Origin of the sequence: Natrialba taiwanensis DSM 12281 (assembly GCF_000337595.1) — an archaeon.
Lineage (GTDB): Archaea > Halobacteriota > Halobacteria > Halobacteriales > Natrialbaceae > Natrialba > Natrialba taiwanensis.
The window spans coordinates 62,049-83,463 of sequence record NZ_AOIL01000067.1; the positions used below are offsets into that span (position 1 = coordinate 62,049).

A 21,415-nucleotide genomic window follows, 5' to 3' on the forward strand; every position below is an offset into this window, starting at 1 on the left:
ATCCATTGGCATACTTCCTGGGAAGAAACAACAGGTAGTGCTATATTCTTAGATATCTGTAGTTAAACTCACCCCAACGAGTATATCGTTCTCCAGAGGCATGTCATAAATAACATATCAGGAAACAAATATGAGACATGTATGGTGGTTTATATCCAAGCCACTTCATCACCGATTTCTCAGTGATTCCACACTGTCGGGCACACGGATGTCCCTGCTCCCAACGGTTACCGTTCGACGCCGAGTTCAGTATCGAGATCGCCGCCGTTCAATAACGCTCGAACGTCCCGGACTGCGGTAGTTACTTCGGGAGTGCTCTCTAGCAGGACGGTTTCACTCGGGAACAACTGTTCGCCGAGAAGCAGCCCGTGCTCGCGGGCGGTCGAACCCGTTACCGTCAGGTAGACGCCGACTCCGGTGTCGGCGATCGCCGCCTCCTCCTCGCGACCGTCGGCCGGATACCTGAACTCGACATCTTCGAGCGCGCTCGTCCCGAGGACGGCCCGGACGAGTCGCTCGTACCGCGGTTCGATACAGAGCGGGCCGTCGTACTCGGCGAGAAAGTCCCGGTCGAGCGATGTCGCAGACGGAACTGCTTCGGGACTGCCCATCAGCGTGTGATAGACGGTATCCCCGAGTCCGGTGACCACCTGTACGTCAGTATCTACGGGATCGATCCGGGCGTTTACGTCGGCGATTCGGTCGAGCGGCTCGGGTCGGAGTTCGACGACTTCCTCCAGCACGAGGTCGGCGCTGTCGAACCCCAGTGCGAACTCGTGGGTGCGAAGCGAGCGAAACGGTTCCTCGCGTCCGACGAGTTGAATTGCGGTATCGTCGGTGGGCACGTCGAGACCGGTGGTGTCGTCGAGCGGGATCGTCACGCTGTCGAAGACGATCCGACGGGGCTTTCCGGCACGGGTGTCCCGAACGAGGGTGTACTCCGGTTCGGTCGGGTCGTCGACAGCGCTGTAGTCGGCGAGACGATGGTAGACGTTTCCCTCCGCAGCATCGAGCGTTCCCTTGGTCAGGGCCTTTTCGTGGCGAAGCGTCGACGAAATCTCGTCTGCGAGGTCGGCGATATCGAGTCGGCTTGCCAGGCGGTCGAGGACTGACTCGAGCGGTCGTCCTTTTCGAGGAACAGCGATCGGGATCGTCTCGCCCATCGATGAGTGCTCACCTGGCGAGAGATAAACGAGTTGCGTTTCGTGCGGTAGTTGTGTGGGTCCGTTTCGCAGGACGTTCACTGCTGTATCCTGTCGCCCGAGCGGTTGCCGAGATAATACAGCAGTGGAAACTTACGAATCCGAGAACATCGATCCGAGCTGGTCGCGCCACTCCTGAATGTCGGTGACCTCCCCACGGACGTCGTCGAGTTCGTCTTCGACGGTTTCGAGGCCATCTTCGACCGTTTCGACATCTGATTCGACGGTCGACACGTCGGATTTGACGGCGTCGATCTCCGTCGAGAGATCGTCGATGGACGCGGACAGGTCGCTCTCGAGGCTGTCGACAGTTTCGTCGAGATCGTCGACGCGCGAATCGACGCTGGAAACGTCGTCGTCGACGCCGTCGAGGTCGGCTTCCAGTTGCTCGACATCGGAATCGACAGTATCGAGATCGGTCGCGACATCGTCCACATCGGTTTCGATGTGATCGGCCCGAGAGTCGAGTTCGTCGACGGTGTCCGCGGTGGTCGCGAGGTCGTCCTCGATGTCGGTGGTCCACTCGGTCAGCGTTTCGACCTCGGTTTCGAGGCTCGCGACCTGCGAGTGGGTTCCCGAGAGGCGGTCGTCCATCGACGCAAGATCGTCCTCGAAGGCGGCGAGTTCACTTCTGAACTCGTCGATGATCTGCTCGTCGGTGCCGTTCTCGCCGAGGAACGTTTCGAGGGCGTCCGTGTAGGCGGCGACTTCCTCGACTCGGGACTGGAGGTGGTCGATTCGGGCGAGATCGGCGCTCGTCGGTGTGGTCGTATCGGGTTCGGCGGCTTCGTCGTCCGCGTCTGTGCTGTCGAGTTCAAGCTCGGTTCGGAGGACTGCGAGGTCGTCCTCGTCGAGATCGTCGTTGCGGATTTCGGCTGCGAGTTGCGCGCCGAGCGGGCGGGAAGTGTCTGCGTCTGTCTCTGTTCCCGCGCCCGGAGCCGCGTCAGATTCAGGCACCGCGTCGGTGTCGGACGAATCGGTTGAAGCGGCAGCAGCGTCCGTCTCCGTTTCCATCCCCGTCGGTGGGGCGTCAGCGTCACTCTCGGCGGTCTCGGGTTCCGCTTTCTCAGCCGACTCACCTGTTACCGGTGTCTCGTCGTCGCCGTCTTCGTCCGCGTCGGTCGCCGCAGCCGCGTCGTCCGCGACCTCGAGTTCGTCGGTGGTATCGGTATCGTCTTCCTCGGGTGCGGTGTTAGCCGGGTCGCCGCTGTCGTCCGTCTCGCTATCCAGATCGAGTTCGAGTCCCGGACCGTCATCGTCCGGTTCGAGTTCGAGCGTTTCGGCGTCGGATTCGTCCGCATCCGCGTCCGCATCTGCGTCGGCCGTCGACTCGTCGCTGAGTGCGCTCGATATCGTTTCGTCCTCGTCGAGATCGGTGAGGTCGTCGTCCTCGAAGCCGAGGTCGATGTCCGGCGTCTCGCCGGATTCGTCACCGGACGACTCCGAGTCGGGTTCCGTGTCGATATCGCCGAGGTCCAGGTCCAGGTCCAGATCGCCGGACTCTTCGAGCGGGTCGGCCTCGTCGTCGGGCGTCAGATCGAGCGATTCGGTCTCGTCTTCGAGTTCAAAATCGAGGTCGCCATCGGAAGGCGTCTCGGCTGTGTCGTCGTCCATCTCGGTAGCTGTGTCTGCAGTCGGCTCGTCGGCACCGTCGGTCGCTTCGTCGGGACCAGGATCGGCGTCCATCGACTCTTCGTCGAGCCCCGGTACGGAGCCGGACTCACCGGCGATCATGTCTTTGACCGCCTGCGTGCGCTCGTCGGAGACGATGCTGTCGATGATGGCGTCATCGACCTCGTCACCGCCGGTGCTGGCGTCGGCCTCAGAACTGACCTCGACGATTTCCGGTTCGGTGAGGAATTCGGGGACCGTCTCCTCGTCGTCGATTCGAATGCCGTACACCGTCACGAGTTCGTCGCCCGACTCGAGTGTGTGGGTGAACTCGACGCGGTTATCCTGGAAGGCGGTCCAGTCCTCGCTGTAGTAGTCGGGATGGAACCCGACCTTGTCCATCGGGAACGATTCGGGGATGTCTTCGGAGAGTCGGAACGCGACCTGCTCGTCGTGCTCCGATTCGATCTCGAACCGGAGGGCAGGTACGGGAAACTCGTCCGCCGCGAACGTCTTTTGGACGGTCAATCCGTCGGCACTGACCTCGATCACGTCGTCCGTGTCGGCGGTGCTACTCATGGGACCAATGTTACTAGACCATTACTATAAATGATACGGACGGTACCAGCTGCAATCACCGGCTAGCGTTTGCCATCGGCGGCTTCGATGTCGTGGTGTCAAATCGAGACACTGCGAGCGGGCCGACGATTTACGCGGGGAGGTCGACCCGGTCGCCGATCTCGATAATCTCGAGTTCCCGCGGGTAGTCGAAGCTCTTCGCGTGGTGGTGGAGCACTTTCGGGTCCGCGGTCAGTCCTTTCCACATGCCCCAGTGAGTCGGTATCACGCGGTCGAGTTCGAGCGCGGCGGCCGTTTCGACGAGCTGGTTCTCGTCGTTGTACCAGCGCGTTCGCTTGGGTTCGCGGGTCTCCTTGTCCGGGATCTGTCCGACGGTACCGAACGCGAGCACGCCGAGGTCGATGTCGTACGCCTCGCCGATGCGGTCGAACGCCTCGCCCGGTTTCGTGTCGCCGCCGTGGAAGACGGTTCCGGCGTCGTGTTCGAGGACGTAGCTCACGGGGTGGCTCGCGTCCGGGTCGTGGGCCGGCTCGACGTGCAGCGTGAACTCGCCGATTTCGATGGTGTCACCCTCCGCCACTTCGGAGAGCTGGTCGTCGCGTACGTCCCACTCGTCGGTCCAGTGTTCGTCTTCGCGCGCGACCGCAAGGCTGTCGTCGGGCGCGTAGAAGGTCGCGCCCGTATTTTCGAGGATCGGTGCCTGGCTCGGCCCGTGAACGTGGTCCGTGTGCTCGTGCGTCGCGAGGACGGCGTCGGCCTCGGTCACGTCCGCGGGGGAGAACGGAACGGGGATCATCCGCACCGTCCGCGGCGGGTCGCCGAGTCCGACGTAGGGATCGATGAAGATCGTCGTTCCCTCGCGGCCCTTCACGATGAAGCCGTTACAGCCGAGGTACCAGATCGAGACGCCGTCCGGCGAGGCGTCTTCGACGTCGCGTACGAGCCAGTCGTCCCAGTCGCTGTGAACCATGGGTATCTGACTGCTGTGCGGACTGGCTGGGTAAGTGTTATTGTCTCCGTAGACTGATCGTCGGTGTGACATCGCGTCCGTAGCCTCGCGCTACGGAGCCGCTGCTTTCGCTCGCCGGGACAACGCTAACGGAAATCACTCTTGGTGTCTGTCGGTGATGTCGGATCAGCTACTCGGTTCGGAGCCACAGCGACGGAGCATCCTGCAGACAATCGGCGGCGTCGGCGGCCTCGCACTGTTCAGTTCGGCGGCGTCAGGAACGACGGCCGACTCTGACGACTGCGCCCCCGGCGCATCCCGTCGTCCCGACTATCGACTTCCCGAATTACCCTACGCGTACGACGCCCTCGAACCGCACATCGACGCGCGCATCATGGAACTCCACCACGGCAAACACCACCAGTCGTACGTCGACAGCGCCAACGCGGCGGTCGAAGAACTCGAGGAAATGCGATCGAACGGGGATTTCGAGACTATTCGAGCGACGAAGCGAGACCTCTCGTTCAACCTTTCCGGCCACGTCAACCACACCGTCTTCTGGGCGAGCATGAGTCCCAACGGCGGCGGAACGCCAGACGGTGCCCTTGCGACGGCGATCGAGAACCAATTCGGCTCGTTCGAGGCGTTTCGGGCCGAGTTCACCGCGACTGCGACCGCGGTCGAAGGCGGCGGCTGGGCAATGTTGTTCTACGAACCGCTCGCGGACGCCCTGGTGATCGGCCAGGTCGAGGACCAAAACGAACTCGCCCATCAGGGCGCGACCCCGCTCTTGCCGCTCGATGTCTGGGAACACGCCTACTATCTACAGTACGAGAACGACCGCGAGGCTTACGTGGATGCGTGGTGGAACGTCGTCGACTGGACCGCCGTCGGGCAGCGATACGAGATCCTCACCGAACTGCGATGCGGGCTGAACCAGGAGACTGGTGATACCGGTAGTACGACCGCTGGCTCCGACACTACGACTGATACGGATACGGACACCGACACCACCGCCAAAGACGCCGACCACTCGAACTGAACTCGAGACTCCGGCTCGTGTCGACTGAACTCGATAGTATCGCTCGTCGGTCGGCGGTCGGTAATCGCTGGTCGGCAGTCGATCCTTCCGAGTATCGACCGCTTTCCGGTACCCGGTCACTGACCGAGTTCACCAAGTGCCGTGGAACGTATCGAAGGAGAGTTCATCGAGCGGTTTGTTGCCGACGGCGATCTCGTACTCGCCGGGGGTGAGCATCGGTTTGTGGAACTGCGGACCGTCGTCGGTCGTGATCCGCGGGCAGCCGGTGTTGACGAAGGCGTCCATGTCGAAGTTGCGGAGTCGGTCGGGGGTGACTTCGTCCATCGTGATGAGGTAGGCGTCGTCGTTGTCGTCGATGATTGCCTGCGCCTGATCCCAGCGACCCTGGCCGATTTTGGTGCAGAAGATGACGCCCCACTTCTGGGCGTCCATGGCCTTGTGGACGGACGCGTAGCGCTGTTTCATGAACTTCTCCGTATCCGCGGGGGTGACGACGTTGTTGACAGGGTCGGCGATGACGACGTGTTTGTCGGGGTGTTCCATCGCCAGCCCGAGGGGGTGGAACTTGCCGCCGCCGACGTAGAGGACTTGATCCGCAGGCACGTCCGCGCTCGCGTAGTTGCAGCCGAGCACCTGGCCCTCGTGGGTGAGTCGCTCGTCTCCGCGGCGGCTGTGGACCTCGTAGCCGTGTTCTTCGAGGAACGCGGTCATCTCCTCGTAGCGGTTCATGTGCTGGGCCGTCGTCACGAGGCCGACGTCTTCGGTGTCGCCCGGATCGTCGAGGGTCTCCAGGGCTTGCTCCATGATCGGGAGGACTTCGACGTTCGAGAACAGCGGCACGTAGATGACCTTGTCCGTGTTCTTCATCGGCGAGTGGCCGAAGTGGGCAAACACGTCGGTTCGTTTCATCAGGTAGGTGTCCAGGTCACAGGCACCGTAACACGGCTGGCCCGAGAGCATGAACGTCACGTCGTCGTCCGCGAGTTCACGCAGGTCGTCGGCGACGGAGGGACCGCGGCGTTTGAGACCCTCCGGGAACTGGAGCCCGACTTTTTCGGCGTCTCGTTCCTCGATGGCGTCGATGATTCGCTCGAGTTCGTAGTCCCACTCGCGGTCGTGCTTGAGTTGCATTCCGGTGTTCCGAAGATCCCCCTCGGTGTACTCCGACTCCTGACTCATTGACCGTCCTAACGGCCACGAACGTATAACGGCGGCGCTTCTGGGTGTTGGGGTGAGAGTAGCTGCTGGCCACTGGTGCACGTGTCGCTTTCGTACCCCACCGGGGAATGTTGCTGGTCACGGCTGGTCGATGTTGGCCCGAGAGAGAACGGTGGAAGAGTCGCACGGGCGGGTGGTGAGCTGTCGCCAAATATGTTGGATATATTATATCTACTTTCTTCATACCTGTCCCAACAGTCATAGTACTGGAGTCTAAACGGGGTGGTAATGGCAGCGGAACGGCCCACAGATGGCTATCTCTTCGACCTCTACCGCCAATATATCGGCGAACCCGAGAGCAAGACGGATGTCTATCTCGGGTTCGGCTTGTTCCTCGGTGGCATCGGTCTGGCGGTCGTCGCACTGGTCCTCTTTCTCTGGAGTAGTACGTTCAGTAGATCGAATCCGGCGTACTTCACGTGGGTACGACCGGCCTACGCGCTCGGAATGCTGTCGCTTCCGGCGATGATTCTGGGCGTCGTCGTCCTCTTGCCGTCGGATCGGAAGGTCATCGGCATCTCGGGGGCCGGCGCACTCGTCACCCTCGCGGCGACGATCGGTTTCCTGTTCGCGTACCCGGACAACTGGAACTTCATGGCCGAACGCGACTACACCGTCGAGGTAACGGCGACCTACGCGGTCGGACTCGCGGGGATCACCGCTTCGACGGGCGCGGCGCTCGTCGCCCACTACCTCGAACTGGCGCGCCAAACCGAGGCCGTCGACGCTGGCGATGAAGTCGAGACGGAAACCGAGGACGACCCCGAGTTCAGCGACGCGGACATCGAGCGCGATATCGACGCGGCCATGGAGGGAGTTGAACTCTCGTGGGGCGGCGTCGAGAAGACGGAACACAAGCGGCTGAGCTTTTCGGAGAACGAGTTCGATGGCGTCTCTGTCGACACGGATGCGGGGACGAAGACGACCCGATCGACCGGCGTCGACGACCAGGTTGCGGGTCTCAAGGGGCTGAAAGGCGGCGAGACGAAGACGACGACCTCGCAGTCGACGGTTGACGATCAGACGGCGAAGTTGAGGGAACTGCGCGAGCAGCAACGCGAAGACGAGCAGTCGGCCGAGGGCGGGCGGCAGGGTGGCGTCGGTGCCAGCGCCGGCGATAGCCTGTTTGCACCACTGACCACCCTTCTTGAACGGGTTCGGTCAGCTGTTCGCCGCGAGTAACGCGTGTAGCTTATTCAGACAGTAAATTCTTTGTGAATACCGGCGATAGGATTTAGGTACATAGTTTTATAATCTATCGGCCGCCTTGCCCAACCATGGCGAAAGGCCTAGACGTCGGAACTATGAACATCCTGTCTGCACAACAGGATGGGAACGACACGGTGTTCGTGCAACAGCGCAACTCCTTCGTAGAGATCGAGTACTCGGATATGGCCGAGCAGATGCTCTCGCGAAGCGAAGTACTTCACATTCGAAAGGACGACAAGGTGTACGTCGTCGGCGACGACGCCCTAAACTTCGCGAACATCTTCAACAAGGAGACGCGGCGGCCGATGAAACACGGGATCCTCTCGAACGACGAACAGAGCGCGATCCCGATGATGAAACTCATTATCGAGCAGGTCGTCGGCGAACCCGCCTATCCCGACGAGAAACTGTACTTCTCGTCCCCCGCGGATCCGATCGACTCGGATCTGTCGACGCTGTACCACCAGAAGACGATCGAGTCGTTCTTAGACGACATGGGGTACGACTCCGAACCGATCAACGAGGGCATGTCCGTCATCTACAGCGAACTCGCGGATAACAACTTCACCGGCCTCGGTATCAGCTTCGGTGCCGGGATGACGAACGTCTGTCTCTCCTACTACGCGGTGCCCGTCATGAAGTTCTCCGTCGCCCGCGGTGGCGACTGGGTCGACGAGCAGGCCGCCCGCGCGACGGGCACCCCCGTCGACAAGGTCACCTCGATCAAGGAGGACGACTTCGAACTCGACTTCACGACGGATGTCGGCGGTGTCGAGGGTGCACTCTCGATTTACTACGAGAACCTGCTCGACTACGTTATCGACAACATCGTCTCGGAAGTCGACGAGGAAGACGTCGAGGAAGGCCTCGACGTGCCGGTCGTCGTCACCGGCGGGACCTCGAGTCCCAGCGGCTTCGAGGCCCTGTTCCGCGACCACCTAGAGGACGCGAGCATTCCGTTCTCGATCAGCGGCGTCACGCACGCGAACGAACCGCTGTACAGTGTGGCCCGCGGTGGCCTCGTCGCCGCACGCTCGGACGAGGACGTCGACCACGACGAGGAAGAGGCAGAAGCAGCTGCGAGCGAGTAACGACTCGATTCACAGCCGCAGACTCAGACTCGGATCAAGATTCAGATTCCTTTCGGTTACACCGTTTCAGCGACGGCTCACGTTTTCGCGGTGCACCGCTGGCTACTCGTAGAATCGGTTGAACGCGTCTCGCCAGGACTCACGCTCTTCGGGCGGTCGGTCGTGCTCGACCGGAATGTCCGCGTACGCACAGTGTGGACACGAGACGGTCGACGCCTCACCCAGCGAGAGTTCTTCGAGCGAGCCCTGACACCGTGGACACTCCATACCTGACTCTCTCACGGACTCTCCTTAACTCTATTCGAAACCCTCGTGAAACTGTCATATGTTCGCGCCCCTCTGTGTGCGAAGGTACCGTTCGCCAGAAAATATTACTATTGCGCATTTGCAAATCTTTTTGTATGCAACTCATGTATGGTGTTGTATGAGTACCACTACGCCCGCCGACCGAGAAGTGACGCTCGACCACTGTCGCCCTGCCGACGTAACGCCCGTCTCCGTCGAGGCAGCGGCACTCGAGTCGACGGCACCCGGTCATCTCCGCGATCTGAACCGCGAGTTCGCCGAGGAGAACCTCTCGCCGGTCGAGTTAACCGTCGAGGCCTGCTTCGACGAGGATTGCTCGCTCGCGACGCAGGAGCAGGCCGATCAGCTTCGAGAGTACGTCCGTGCGGCGTCGTTCCTCGGTGTTGGAACGCTCACCGTCGCCGTTGACGACGTCGCCAACGCGGAGAAGGTCCGTCCCGCACTCGCGGCCTGTGCCGAGCGCGCCGAGCGCGAGGGCCTCGTCTTCGATCTCGAGGGACCCATCACGCTCGAGCACTGAGTCGGCGTCATGACAGGCCGGTCCCGGCGTGCCCTGGCTCGCGAACTCGAGTCGCTCGCTGATTTCACCGATCCCTCGCCCGCGTTAGAGCAGTATCTTACGCCGCCGGAAATCGCCGCTCATCTCGTTCATCTCGCCGATTTACAGGCCGATCTTGGGGGGGCGGTCGTCGACCTCGGCACCGGGACCGGGATGCTTGCTATTGCAGCAGCCCTCGCCGGTGCCGATCGAGTAGTCGGCGTCGATCTCGATCGCGACGCGCTCGAACTCGCACGCGAAAACGCCGCCCGCGTCGATCGGGCGGCCGCTGTCGACTGGGTACAAGGCACCGTCACACCACAGTCACTCCCGCTCTCTTTCTCCGGGACTGGCGTCGGACCCCGAATCGAGGACGACGACGATGTCACCGTGCTCTCGAACCCGCCGTTCGGTGCGCAACGCGGCAACCGCCACGCCGACCGCACCTTTCTCGAAACCGCTCGCTCGCTCGCCACCGTCTCCTATACGATCCACAACGAGGGCAGCCAGGAGTTCGTCGAGTCCTTCGCCGCCGACGAGGGTGGAACCGTTACGCACGCCTTCCGGGCGGCGTTTCCGATCGACCACCGCTTCGAGTTCCACACCGAGGCGAGTACTGAACTCGCGGCGGAGGTCTTTCGGATCGAGTGGTCCTGAGCCGTTACAGCTCGAGATGCTGGAGTTTGAGCGTCCGTCCGACGCGCCAGCCGGTAATGCCTGCGACGACCGTCCCGACGCCGACCGCGAGTGCGAAGCCGACGAGATAGACCTCGGGCGGCGTTTGCAGGAGATTCTCGAAGCCGACGAGTTCGTGTGCGAGTCGGTTGAGGGCGTGCGTGAGCGGCGGGGTAGCGACGATGCCGACGATGCCGCCCAGGAGGCCGATGACGAGGCCCTGGACGGCGATCATCCCCGCGAGGACGTGCCGCGAGAGTCCGATCGCCCGTAGTGCGGCGAGTTCGCGTCGTTGCTGGGTGACCATGAGCGCGAACAGGTTGGTGGTTAGGACGACGCCGCCGATGACGGCGAGGCCGACCAGCGTCGTTCCGCTCGCGAGCACGAGCGGGCGGTCCGCGACCATGGCCTCGACCTGCTCGTCGCTCGTCCGGACTTCGTAGTCCGGATACTCGGCCGCGAGGTCGTCCCGGACGGCTGCCGGGTCGGAACCGGCGGCCGCATCGGCGGTGATGAACGTCGCCCGATCGGTCCCCGTCGTTCCGGCGACGACCTGCAGGTCGGGCAGCGGAACCGTTACTGCTGGCGTACCGAGAAACTGCGAGTAGTAGGACGCGGTCCCGACGACGGTGAACTCGTAGTCGGGGGCGGTCTCACGGCTGGTGCCGATGTAGACGGTGTCGCCGACGGAGGCACCGACCGCGTCCGCAACCTGCGGGTCGAGGACGATTTCGGCCGTCTGGGGCTCCGTCGGGCGCTCGCCGTCGCTCGGCGGTTCGACGCGATCGAAGCCGTGCCCGCTCTGGAAGTCGAAGCCGTCGTGGGTCTCCTGGACGCCGACCGCGGAGGTGCGTTCGAGGTCGTCCGGTTCGGTACCGATGTACACCTCGTGCATCGCGAGCGGTGCGGCAGAGCTCACGTCGTCGCGGGCGGTGAGTTCGGCCGCCGTCCCGTGGGAGTCGGCGATTGGATTCTCGGTGCCGCTCGCCGACGGATCGACGGGGTCGCTCGAGATCCAGATATCCCGATTGGCGTTGTCGAGTCCGGTCTCGCCAACCTCGACGACGCCGGCCCCGAGGCTCGCGAGGAGCGTCACCGCCAGGACCGAGAGACTGACGGCGAGGACGGCGAGGACGGTCCGCCCGGGTGAGCGCCGGAGGTGAGCGAACGCGAGGCCGATCACGGCCCGAGTTCGGACGACCGGATAACGGAGACTCATCGGCTCACCTCCGCGAGCACGGACGTTCGGGCGGCGATGACGAGCGGGTACGGAATCGCGATCAACCCGGCGACGCACGCGATGACGAGCGCGTACGGGAGGAACAGCGGATGGGTCTCTGCAACCGCTCCCGGTGCGATGGTCCCGCTCGCGACGGCGTTGAGCACATGGATGCCGACGAATCCGAGCACACCGCCGAGCAGCGCGCCACACAGCGTCAACGCCTGCGTCGAGATTGCAACGATCGCGAGCCGGCTGTGTGTCGGGAACCCGACGGATTCGAGAACGGCGAGCATCCGCCGGTCCTCGTTGACGGTCATCCCCGCCGTCGTCGCGACGAACGCCGCGCAGATCGCGACGACGACGACGAGCGCGAGCACGCTGGTCACGAACGCCAGCCCGTCGTCGAACAACAGCGATGGATCGGTGCGGTCGGGCGTCTCGACGGTCGCGTCCGGATAGGCCGCTGCAGCCCGGTCTGCGGCCGCATCGGATTCTCCCCAGACCAGCACTCGATCCGCGAGTTCACCTTCGCTCGAACCCGAAAGCGTCTGGAGGGCGCGCAAGTGGCCGAGCGCGACGGGCGTCTCGTCGTCACCGCTCGTCTCCACGACGGCCGTGACGGTCACCGTCGGCGGTGGCGTGTCCGTTATCTCGAATTGTGAACTCGAGACGGCGAGTTCGTCGCCCGCGGTGACACCGAGACGCTCCGCGGCGGTCGTCGAGAGGACGAGTTCACGCTGTCCCGGCCCCTGCGCTGCGGTGGCGTTGGTATCGGTTGCGTTAGCGGTGTCAGCGGTGGTATCCGCATCGGACGCCAGTTCACTCGTCGGGAGTCCGGCGACGGTGCGGGATTCCCCGTCCGGGGTGACGCCGACGAGGAGGACGGTCTGCGGGTCGGTTACGGTGCGGTTGTCGGTCGCGTTCGCTTCCGTTTCGTTCGACTCGGATACGGTCGTTCCACCTTCTCCCGCCCGTTCGAGTCGCATCGGTTCGGTGAGAACCGGCGTCGCGTGGTCGACACCCTCGGCCTCCCGGATCGATGCCGCACGCTCGTTGGCCTCGCCGAGCCGTGCTCCCTCGACGCCGTTGATGGACGAGAGCAGGTCCGTCGATTCCGGCATCACCTGCACGTCGGCGTCGTTCTCGGTCGTCGTTCCGCCGTCCGCGAGCGCGAGCGCGACCCCGGTCACCACCACGAGCAGCGCGATCGTCAACGCAACGGCGCTGATCGTCGCGACGACCCGCCGCGAGGTCGTCTTCGTCGTCCGCTTCCACAGCCGCGTCACTGCCAGTCGGCCCAACCCAACCCAGCGAGTTCGATTCGTTCGCCGCCCGCTGAACTCGTCGGTACTTCGCTCGTCTTCGCGCTGACTCTGGCGCTCGCTGTCCGCATACGGCGGCTGCTCATCGTCAGTGTCCATCGGCGACCACCTGTCCATCGCGCAGTGTGATCACGCGGTCGGCGACGGCGAGCGTGCTCTCGTCGTGCGAGGCGAGCAGGACCGCGCGTTCGCGGCCGACATCGGTTAACAGGTCGAGAACGGCGTTACCAGTCGCTGTATCGAGTTCACCGGTCGGTTCGTCGGCGATGACGACGGTGGGGTCGGTCGCGAGGGCGCGGGCGATGGCGACGCGCTGGCGTTCGCCGCCGCTGAGTTCGGACGGCAGGTGGGTGGTTCGATCTCCGAGGCCAACCTGTGTGAGGAGTTCGGTCGCTCGCTTTCGCCGGGCGCGCTTTGGCACGCCGGTCTGGACGAGCGGGAGGGCAACGTTTGCACGTGCGGAGAGCGAGGGGAGGAGATGGAAGTGCTGGAAGACGATACCGACGTGCTGTCGGCGCACGTGGGTTCGTTTCCGGGTCGAGAGCGGCGTCAGGTCGGTCCCGATTAGTTCGACGCTGCCCGAAGTCGGAACCAACAGGCCGGCGACGGCGTGGAGGATCGTCGACTTGCCGCTGCCACTGGGGCCTTCGAGTCCAATCGTTTCGCCGGGCTGAACGTCGATCGAAACGTCTCGAAGGGCGGTTACGGTTCGTTGCTCACCGGCTCGGAGGCGACCACCCGTCGCACCGTACTCGTGGGTGACGCCGTCAAGTCGGACGGCAGGTGTCGGCTGCCGCTCGTCCGATGGCTGTGATGCCGCCGAGGCCAGGGTTCCCAGTATACGGTGGATCATTTGTCCAGCGCTCAACTCGTGTCGATCAACGGCCCACCCAGGCATTGTTTCTGTCCGGCTTCCGTCTGCCACGTGGCGGTTAACGTGTCGTCGCAGCTGGCGCGGTTCGAATACCGAACTGACCGACCCAGACCGGCCGAACATCACCGCTCTCGACGGGTCTGTGCCGATTGCACGCAGCGAACGACGCTGTAGTCACTCCCAACGGCGTGAAACGTCCACGTACGGGCGAGTGTTCCGTCTCGGCGACTGTGTGGCCTGTAGAGCCTGTAGAATCTGTGGGGTCAATCCCATCCAGTGCTGACCTGCAGTTACCGCTATCGTCCCCTCTACGTGCGCTGTCGCTGCATTCGTACCAGCTCTTCGTCTCTGCCCTGCCACGCCGCCGTCGAGTTCGAGCCCGCCGTCGTCAGTACTCGTACCGCTCGACAGCCGCCACCGCCACTTCGGTTCCGTCCACCCTCGCAAAGACCGTGTCACCGACCCGTTCGAACGTAACCCCACCCGCTTCCGTCGTCGCGTTCTCCGACGGCATTCCCGTCGATGCCGTTGCACCGGTCCCGATCGACTCGACGCGAAGCCCGAACTCGCCGCCGTCGGTGGTAACCGTCACGGTCCGCTGGGCCAGAATCACTTCGGCACGGGACGAGTCGGACTCATGGGCGAGCTGGCGCTCTGTTTCCGCGCCGTCTTCCCACAGCCAGATCTGGTAGACGCTCTCGTTGCCGATCGGCGTCCAGCCGGTCCGCTCGACGTGGGCCGTCTCCCGCCAGCCGGGGCCGCCGACGGTAATCGTTTCCTCGCCCGTCGCATTCAGATACTCTTTTGTCACCACTTCCTGCCAGAGATTGTACCGGTCGCTCGAGACGATCACCCCGCTCCCGGCCATGCTCGAATCGTCGATCACCGCGTCGATGCCGATCCCCGATACGAGTTCGTTCGTCGCGTTCTCGTCGTACTCGATCGTGTAGCCGCGAATATCGATCCCGGATTGCCCCGGAGCGTCGCCGTCGCCCGCGATCACGCTCGTATTCACCGGAATCGCCATCCCCGCGAGTACTGCGAGGACGAGCAGGACGACCATACCCGCCATACCCCGCCGTGTCAGTGCCGACGCCCGCTGTGAGCGTCGCCGGCGATTCCCGGTTGTGACCGCTCGAACGCGCTCGCTCTCGTCTGTCCCGGCGAGTTCAAGTGTCCGCTCGATCCGCGCGTCGGTTTCGGATTCCGTGTCGCTCGCCGAACTCGACGAGTGTGGTGTCCGCGATGCCGTCTGCGTTCCCCGGCGGCGTGCGAGCCAGCGATCGAGCCGTGCGGGGATGATCGGCCGGTCCGAGGCGGTCAGTGCGAGGGTGATGACGAGGGCGAGGACGGTGATGATCACGATGCCAGGTCCGCGAAGGAGGTAGTAGGTGTTATCCTCGCCGTACCAGTAAATCTGCCAGAGGCCTTTGGAGAACGCCACAAGAAGGACGGCAACCCAGACGTGGAGGGGATCGGGGCGCGTGTCACGACGGGTGAGGAGGAGCATGCCGAGGACGAGCCCGATGAAGAACCCGAGCGCGTGGCCCTGGATCGCGATGCCGGCCCACGACGGTGCCGTCGGCGGACTCGGCGTTGCGGTGTAGCTGAAGATCGGTTCCTGGAGCGCTCGCCAGACCGTCAGCGCCACACCCTGGAACCCGATTGCGGCGATGAGCGTCCGAATCGGATAGTGGACGATCGCAAACCCCATGAACGCGAAGACGACGCCGGAAAAGCCGATCACGGGACCCAGTGCGAAGAGGCTCGTGACCAGCCCGACGGCGATAACGGCGAGCGGAAACCAGACGACCGCTCGAATCCACGGTGTCCGCCACAGTGATTGTCCCGTCCCGTCCGGTCGAGTTCGCGCTCGATCGCTCGGATAGTGTCCCCAGGCGAACTCGGCGATCGGCGCAACGGCGACCGTTCCGGCCAGGTTCGAGATGAGGTGGCTCGGGCTGGCGTGGGCGAACGACGCCGTGAGCATGCCGACCGGCGAAAAGTACGACCAGGCGCGATAGGGAATCGTGACCGGTTCTGCCGGATCGGTCAGTCCGTCCTGCACGAACAGGTAGACGGCGAGGACGATGGCAATCACGATGAGAGTCCCCAACGGGACGCCGAAGAGCAACCGGGACCGGAGGCTGTCGCACCAGCGGCGGTCGGGTTGGAGTCGGCTGACGATGCCGACCGAGAGCGCAAGCGTCGCCAGGATGATCCCCGCAAGGGCGGCCGTGAACGGACGCATATGCCAGTGGTTCGACCGTGACCGTATAGTGGTTACTTTCGCTCGCGCCGCTGTCACCCACAGCCGGTTGCTAGCGATACTCTCCCGACAGACGCAGGCACTGCCGTTTTACTCGAACGACAACTACCTCACACGGGTCATGAGCAACACTCCATCCGACAGTCCGGCCGATCGCGGGACGAGTACCGATACTGACACCGACACGAACGCAGGCACCGCCCGCAACCGAAACGTCCTCAATACCGACGCGATGCAGTGGCTGAGCGCCCTCGTCGCCCTCGTCGGTCTGTGGCTCGTCGCCTCACCGTTCCTCCTCGAGTCCACGGACGCGGCGATCTGGAACGACACGCTCGTCGGCACTGCCATCTTCCTCCTCGCGGGATACAACTTCTACCGGCTCACCAGAGACCGGTTAGCCAACGTCAGCCTCGCCTCGTTGGCCGCCCTCCTGGGCCTCTGGATCGCCATCTCCCCAGCCGTCATCGAGATGGGGAGCGGGACGCTCGCGACGAGTACCACCCTCTCGGGAATTGCCGTCGCAGCGCTCTCCGCTTACAGCGCCTACGCAAACAACAACGCTGATGCACCCGAGCGCGCACGAACGCGAGCCTGACGCCATCCGTGCGCCCCACGCTCCAGCGCGTTTTCTTTCGGTCGTCTCCATGACTCTCACCATGCCCGTCACCATCACTCCCTCAGACCGCTGTGTACTCACGGCTCCGCCTCGAGACCGCGACCAACAGCTCCCATACCGCTTCGAAAGGTACAAGCAACTGACGGCCGGATACCCGTCTATGGAACTGCGGGTCACCGAGAGCAGCGAGGACGAACTCTCCATCGAAATCGCCGGCGAGGACCACACGTTCATGAACGTCCTCAAAGGGTCACTGCTCGAACACGACGACGTAAGTGCAGCGACCTACGACGTCAACCCCGAGCAGTCGGGTGGACAAACCGAACCGATTCTAACGATCAAGACCGAAAGCGGCGTTGACCCGCTTGAGGCCCTCGAAGACGCCGCGGTCGACGTTCGCGAAAAAGCCGTTTCGTTCCGCGACGCGTTCGAAACCGCGGCCTAACGTCGCCTGGAGCGGACGACTTTGCCGTTGAATTTCTCTGTCTTTCCGTCTCTCCCTTTCTGTCTCGACTCTCAGTTGACGCCTCCAACCGCGCCCCCATCGCATGCCGTGATTTCCAAGGTTGCCACAACCGTTGTGATTTCCAAGGCCGTCGCAACCGCATACCTTCCGGACGTCTCTGATGCGGCGTCGCCGATACGGCCTGCTGTACCGAGTTCCCGACCCACCCGTAGGACGGTTCGTGGATGCGCCGGAACTGACTTCCAGCAGTCTATATGAAATGGCTCTGAGCGACTTTCGGGGACGAACCGCCTTAGCAGGCCGCGTAGGACACGTAAATCGTCCCCTCTGGACCCACGTGAAGATCGAACCCATCAGCCACCACGTCATACTCACTCGTTCCCGCTTCGAGCATGCGGACCACCTCGGTCACGTTAGCCGCGAGTTCACCCTCGCCGGTGTCGGCATCGATTGGCGTCTCGAACGGGGCGACGTGGCTGACGACCAGGTCCGTGCGACAGTCGATGTTGAACTCGTCGGGATCGGGGAGTTCGTGATCGCGGTCGCCGTCGCCGTGTTCGGTTGCGACGAGGACGCGATTGCGGTACTCGGCGTACGCCGCGAGCCCCTCGTCCGGGGTGGGGTCGTCGTCCGCTCGCGCGGCCGCGAGTTGGTCGTTCGCGCGCTCCTCGACGGCGTCCAGATTGATGCCGTTGTACTCGGTCCCGTTGCCGGGGGCATCCGGTGGCGACGGGGTGCCGACGCCGGGAAGGATCGACGGTGAGACGATGCCGGAGGCGAATAGCAGGGCGACGATGCCGACGACGGCGATGATCGGCGTGTACGGTTTGGCGACTGCGAACCAGCTCACCGTTTCGAGGGCCTCGTCGACATCGTCGTAGGTCTGTTCGGTCCGTTCGAGGGTCGTATTCCCACAGCGCGAACAGGGCGGATTGTTTTTGACGTGGGCGCGGCCGCAGTCGGGACACGTCCAGACATAGGTTGTGCCTGTGTCGACGGCTGTCTCGGTGCCCGTCGCCGTGTCACTACTGCTACCACTGTCACTTTCAGTGTCGGTGTCGCCCGTCTGTTCGCGCTCGTCCTGACGGACGATCGCCTTCTCGAAGGCGTTGTGTCCGCAGTTGTCGCAGGGAGGATCGTCCTCGGGATGGGGTTTGCCACACCACGTGCACCGCCACTCCATTGTATAAGACGGATTCCTCCGTTCCGATAAGTGTATTGAATCTGAACGGATCGGGTACAGAAGATGGGAGGCAGAAGACGGTGGACGGCCGGTGCGTTCGAGAGTCAAAGCGGAGCTCGAACGCGAGGGCGAGAACCGAACTCAGCGCCGAACCGGAACGCCGCGTTCGTCGAGATACGCCTTCGTCTCCTCGATCGAGTAGTCGCCGAAGTGAAAGATCGACGCCGCGAGGCCGGCGTCCGCGCCGGCGTCGGTGAACACGTCGTACATGTCTTCGGGACCGCCACAGCCCGAGGAAGCGATGACGGGCGTGTCGACGGCGTCGCAGACCGCTTCCGTCAGCGGCAGGTCGTAGCCGTCTTTGGTGCCGTCCTTGTCGATCGAGTTCACGAAGAGTTCGCCCGCGCCGCGGGACTCGGCCTCTGTGGCCCACTCGATCACGTCGATGCCGGTTCCCTCGCGGCCGCCTTTCTTGGTGCATTCGAACCAGCAGGATTCGCCGTCGATCTCGACGTAGTGTTCGCCGCGTTCGTCGAAGCGGCGTTTCGCGTCGACGCTGATGACGATGCACTGGTTTCCGAACGCGCGTGCGCCCTCGGTGATGAGTTCGGGACGTTCGAGCGCGCCGGTCGTGATCGAGACCTTGTCCGCGCCGGCCCGAAGCGTCTCCTTGATGTCCTCGGTCGTCCGAATGCCGCCACCGACCGTAAGCGGGATGAAGACCTCGTCGGCGACCGCGCGGACAACGTCGAGCATCGTTTCGCGCCCCTCGGCGGAGGCGGTGATGTCGAGGAAGACGAACTCGTCGGCCCCGGATTCGTTGTACGCCTTGGCCATCTCGACGGGATCACCGGTGTATTCTAAGTCCTCGAAGTGGACGCCGGTGTAGACCGCGGGATTCCCGTCCTCGTCCAGATCGACGTCGATACACGGGATAATCCGCTTTGTCAGTGCCATCTCTTACCGGGTGTTGGTTCCCCGGGTAGTAAAGCCGTCTGGATCGGGCGAATGCAGCCTGCTGGCTTGCGGCTCTCGATAGCCGTCTTTAAGGACTCGAGCGCTGAACTCGTCGGTATGGCAGACGACACTGACGATGCAGCGGATCACGATTCGGGTGCAGACGTCGGTCACGACCTCGGTACCGAGCGCACGACGGCACCGATGAGCGAGTATTCCTCGCGCGCCGTCGGGATCGGATTTCTCGTTCTGATCGTCGGCACTGCTATTTCCTTCGGGATTCCGCTCGCAACCACGGGACTGTAGCTGTTTCTCGTACCTGTCTCTATCTCTGTCCCTGTGCCTGTCCCTGCAACCGTAACCTCTCGGCTGTTCGTGTCCAAAACAAAGTCGTGGTCACTCGTCGAGTAAACGAACAGAGCGTTAAAAGACGTACTCGTCGTCGTGACCCATCATTCCGTCGTCTTCGAGGCCGGTACCGCCGGTCGTCTCCTCTTCGTCCATCGGCCCGCTGGTCTTGTAGGCTTTGATGCCCGTCGACAGGAGGTCCTCGATGGCTTCCTCGCGGTTGACGAACTCGCCTCGCTCGACCATCTGGGCGATCTGCATCTCGAGGTGTTCGGGGATAGTGATCTCTACTTTCGGCATCTGATTCGGCTTTCGGTGAGGGGGTATTTAGGTTTGACGGGGACTCTACAGAACTCGGAATGCGCGTTCGTTCGGGTCCCTTTGGACTGCTCGTGTGAACTCGTCTCGAGAACGCGGACGGCGACTGTTCGGCAGAAGAGCGTGTAACGACGGATGAGCCGGTTGGACAGATCGAGTGATGTTCGGACCGGCGTCTATCTAGCGGTTGCCCATCATCGAATCGAGGGCGTTCTTGATCGTCGTCCCCGGCTGCGTGATGGCGTCTAACTGCTGGCGCATCTTGCGCTGGTTGAAGTAGCTCGCGAACGCGAGGATCGTCGGCGGCCAGAGCCCGATAAACATGCCGCGCTGACGGTCTCCGCGCAGGAAGAAGTAGTACCACGAGAGACCGACGGACGCTGCAGCGGCGATAAATGCCGGCCCCATGGCCTGTTCACCGACCGCTTGTGCTGATTCTGTGGGCATCTCCCGTTCTGTCATCTGTTGTTTGTTCGCCATACGGTAGTGGTCTCGAGGAGACCGTACTAAGCGGTGGCGAGGGTTTCGAACAGAAGGCCACGACTTGCATCCCCGAAGACACGGTTTCGAATCGTTCCATCCGCCTCGCCGCCGTGCTAATTCGATGTTTCTTCGAGTTCGTCTCGGTTTCTCAGTTCTATCCGGCGTTCGGCTGTCCAGCTAGCTGGCAGACAGTTCCATGAGACGACTCGAAGCCGGACCACGAGCGCCGTGGCGTCACACCTACGTCGCTCGGGACGAAAACATGACTATGACTACCGACCGAACAGACGCCGTCGAGCGTTCAGGTGCCACCGCGACGGAGTCCGACGTTCGAGATATCACTGATCTCTACCACGAGTTCGGCGAGGACCGCGTCCCGGCGGGCCAGCGCGAAACCTCGGCGTTTCCGGTACTCTCGAAGAGTGGGACGCCTGACTGGGACCCCGACTCGTGGGAGTTCACCGTCACCGGCGCGGTCGAGACCGAGCGTACGTTCTCGTGGGACGAGTTCCGCGACCTACCACACGAGACCCAGAAGCAGGACTTTCACTGCGTGACCGGCTGGAGCAAACTCGACTGTGCGTTCACCGGGGTGCCGTTCACCGAACTCGCCGAGCGAGCGGGCGTCACGGACGACGCCGTCCACGTCATGTTTTCTGCGCTCGACGGCTATACGACGGATCTGCCGCTCGAGGACTGCATGCGCGATGAGGTATTGTTCGCGTGGGCCTACGACGGCGAGCCGTTGCCCGAGGACCACGGCGGTCCGCTCCGCGTGGTCACGCCGCACAAGTACGCCTACAAGGGGGCGAAGTGGGTCGACGGCGTCGAGTTTCTCACGGAACCGGAACTGGGCTACTGGGAACGGCGCGGCTACTCCGAGACGGCGAACCCGTGGCGAGAGGAGCGATATAGTTAGGCTGAAGGCGCGCCGGTC

At 63.2% G+C, this 21,415-nt stretch carries 22 protein-coding genes; 9 read left to right on the forward strand and 13 right to left on the reverse strand.

From position 1 onward, the window contains the following. Nucleotides 1-227 precede the first annotated feature (227 nt). The 3 genes from C484_RS18685 to C484_RS18695 all read right to left on the reverse strand — a co-directional run bounded on the left by C484_RS18685 (nucleotide 228) and on the right by C484_RS18695 (nucleotide 4,362). Nucleotides 228-1,163, reverse strand: a complete 936-nt coding sequence (locus tag C484_RS18685) for a hypothetical protein (protein WP_006827449.1) — start codon at nucleotides 1,161-1,163, stop codon at nucleotides 228-230. A 132-nt stretch (nucleotides 1,164-1,295) separates the two neighbouring features. Then, on the reverse strand, nucleotides 1,296-3,392 hold the full coding sequence (locus C484_RS18690; RefSeq protein ID WP_006827450.1) for a hypothetical protein: 2,097 nt from the start codon (nucleotides 3,390-3,392) through the stop codon (nucleotides 1,296-1,298). A 130-nt stretch (nucleotides 3,393-3,522) separates the two neighbouring features. Beyond that, nucleotides 3,523-4,362: an MBL fold metallo-hydrolase gene (locus C484_RS18695; protein WP_006827451.1), complete on the reverse strand. Its 840-nt coding sequence runs from the start codon at nucleotides 4,360-4,362 to the stop codon at nucleotides 3,523-3,525. 157 nt (nucleotides 4,363-4,519) lie between these two features. On the opposite strand from C484_RS18695, the gene C484_RS18700 reads away from it, so the two are divergent. Then, a complete protein-coding gene (locus tag C484_RS18700; RefSeq protein ID WP_006827452.1) occupies nucleotides 4,520-5,383 on the forward strand; it encodes a superoxide dismutase in 864 nt (287 codons plus the stop codon). Nucleotides 5,384-5,512: 129 nt separating this feature from the next. Here the strand turns inward: C484_RS18700 and dph2 are convergent, their stop codons facing one another. Continuing rightward, nucleotides 5,513-6,562 carry a diphthamide biosynthesis enzyme Dph2 gene (gene dph2 / locus C484_RS18705; protein WP_006827453.1) on the reverse strand — a complete coding sequence of 350 codons (1,050 nt, stop codon included), beginning with the start codon at nucleotides 6,560-6,562 and terminating at the stop codon, nucleotides 5,513-5,515. 267 nt (nucleotides 6,563-6,829) lie between these two features. On the opposite strand from dph2, the gene C484_RS18710 reads away from it, so the two are divergent. Both C484_RS18710 and C484_RS18715 read left to right on the forward strand, forming a co-directional pair. Continuing rightward, complete coding sequence (locus C484_RS18710; RefSeq protein WP_006827454.1) at nucleotides 6,830-7,783, forward strand: DUF7139 domain-containing protein; 954 nt, start codon at nucleotides 6,830-6,832, stop codon at nucleotides 7,781-7,783. A 95-nt stretch (nucleotides 7,784-7,878) separates the two neighbouring features. Next, a complete protein-coding gene (locus tag C484_RS18715; RefSeq protein WP_006109129.1) occupies nucleotides 7,879-8,901 on the forward strand; it encodes a hypothetical protein in 1,023 nt (340 codons plus the stop codon). Nucleotides 8,902-9,003: 102 nt separating this feature from the next. Here C484_RS18715 and C484_RS22610 read toward each other — a convergent pair whose 3' ends face one another. After that, nucleotides 9,004-9,168 (reverse strand): zinc finger domain-containing protein, encoded by a 165-nt coding sequence (locus tag C484_RS22610; RefSeq protein WP_006109130.1) that lies wholly within the window; start codon nucleotides 9,166-9,168, stop codon nucleotides 9,004-9,006. Between the two features lie 157 nt (nucleotides 9,169-9,325). Between C484_RS22610 and C484_RS18720 the strand changes: the two genes are divergently transcribed. Together C484_RS18720 and C484_RS18725 are read left to right on the forward strand one after the other, a co-directional pair. After that, the gene (locus C484_RS18720) at nucleotides 9,326-9,727 is read left to right on the forward strand and encodes a hypothetical protein (RefSeq protein WP_049915719.1); all 402 of its coding nucleotides are present in this window, start codon (nucleotides 9,326-9,328) and stop codon (nucleotides 9,725-9,727) included. Between the two features lie 9 nt (nucleotides 9,728-9,736). Next, nucleotides 9,737-10,402 (forward strand): METTL5 family protein, encoded by a 666-nt coding sequence (locus C484_RS18725; RefSeq protein ID WP_006827456.1) that lies wholly within the window; start codon nucleotides 9,737-9,739, stop codon nucleotides 10,400-10,402. 4 nt (nucleotides 10,403-10,406) lie between these two features. On the opposite strand, the gene C484_RS18730 is transcribed toward C484_RS18725, so the two are convergent. From C484_RS18730 to C484_RS18745, 4 genes are all read right to left on the reverse strand, one after another. Beyond that, nucleotides 10,407-11,639, reverse strand: coding sequence for an ABC transporter permease (locus C484_RS18730; RefSeq protein ID WP_006827457.1), 1,233 nt, complete (start codon nucleotides 11,637-11,639; stop codon nucleotides 10,407-10,409). Continuing rightward, nucleotides 11,636-13,063 (reverse strand): ABC transporter permease, encoded by a 1,428-nt coding sequence (locus C484_RS18735; protein WP_006827458.1) that lies wholly within the window; start codon nucleotides 13,061-13,063, stop codon nucleotides 11,636-11,638. The genes C484_RS18730 and C484_RS18735 overlap by 4 nt, the downstream gene beginning before the upstream one ends. Beyond that, nucleotides 13,053-13,817, reverse strand: coding sequence for an ABC transporter ATP-binding protein (locus tag C484_RS18740; protein WP_006827459.1), 765 nt, complete (start codon nucleotides 13,815-13,817; stop codon nucleotides 13,053-13,055). Before C484_RS18740 ends, C484_RS18735 begins: the two co-directional genes overlap by 11 nt. A gap of 409 nt (nucleotides 13,818-14,226) precedes the next feature. Then, complete coding sequence (locus C484_RS18745) at nucleotides 14,227-16,089, reverse strand: rhomboid family intramembrane serine protease (protein WP_006827460.1); 1,863 nt, start codon at nucleotides 16,087-16,089, stop codon at nucleotides 14,227-14,229. A 139-nt stretch (nucleotides 16,090-16,228) separates the two neighbouring features. Here C484_RS18745 and C484_RS18750 point away from each other — a divergent pair, with 139 nt between their 5' ends. Beyond that, nucleotides 16,229-16,702: an SPW repeat domain-containing protein gene (locus tag C484_RS18750; RefSeq protein ID WP_006827461.1), complete on the forward strand. Its 474-nt coding sequence runs from the start codon at nucleotides 16,229-16,231 to the stop codon at nucleotides 16,700-16,702. Between the two features lie 181 nt (nucleotides 16,703-16,883). Then, nucleotides 16,884-17,168: a DNA-directed RNA polymerase subunit L gene (locus C484_RS18755; RefSeq protein ID WP_006109138.1), complete on the forward strand. Its 285-nt coding sequence runs from the start codon at nucleotides 16,884-16,886 to the stop codon at nucleotides 17,166-17,168. 313 nt (nucleotides 17,169-17,481) lie between these two features. On the opposite strand, the gene C484_RS18760 is transcribed toward C484_RS18755, so the two are convergent. After that, nucleotides 17,482-18,372 (reverse strand): hypothetical protein, encoded by an 891-nt coding sequence (locus C484_RS18760; RefSeq protein ID WP_006827462.1) that lies wholly within the window; start codon nucleotides 18,370-18,372, stop codon nucleotides 17,482-17,484. A 141-nt stretch (nucleotides 18,373-18,513) separates the two neighbouring features. Then, nucleotides 18,514-19,329, reverse strand: coding sequence for an imidazole glycerol phosphate synthase subunit HisF (gene hisF / locus C484_RS18765; protein WP_006663727.1), 816 nt, complete (start codon nucleotides 19,327-19,329; stop codon nucleotides 18,514-18,516). Nucleotides 19,330-19,446: 117 nt separating this feature from the next. On the opposite strand from hisF, the gene C484_RS18770 reads away from it, so the two are divergent. Continuing rightward, nucleotides 19,447-19,635 (forward strand): DUF7550 family protein, encoded by a 189-nt coding sequence (locus C484_RS18770; protein ID WP_049915781.1) that lies wholly within the window; start codon nucleotides 19,447-19,449, stop codon nucleotides 19,633-19,635. Nucleotides 19,636-19,752: 117 nt separating this feature from the next. Here C484_RS18770 and C484_RS18775 read toward each other — a convergent pair whose 3' ends face one another. Together C484_RS18775 and C484_RS18780 are read right to left on the reverse strand one after the other, a co-directional pair. Then, the gene (locus C484_RS18775; protein ID WP_006109142.1) at nucleotides 19,753-19,977 is read right to left on the reverse strand and encodes a ribbon-helix-helix domain-containing protein; all 225 of its coding nucleotides are present in this window, start codon (nucleotides 19,975-19,977) and stop codon (nucleotides 19,753-19,755) included. Nucleotides 19,978-20,175: 198 nt separating this feature from the next. Then, a complete protein-coding gene (locus tag C484_RS18780) occupies nucleotides 20,176-20,475 on the reverse strand; it encodes a hypothetical protein (protein WP_006827464.1) in 300 nt (99 codons plus the stop codon). Between the two features lie 271 nt (nucleotides 20,476-20,746). Between C484_RS18780 and C484_RS18785 the strand changes: the two genes are divergently transcribed. Further along, complete coding sequence (locus C484_RS18785; RefSeq protein WP_006827465.1) at nucleotides 20,747-21,397, forward strand: sulfite oxidase-like oxidoreductase; 651 nt, start codon at nucleotides 20,747-20,749, stop codon at nucleotides 21,395-21,397. Nucleotides 21,398-21,415: the final 18 nt, after the last annotated feature.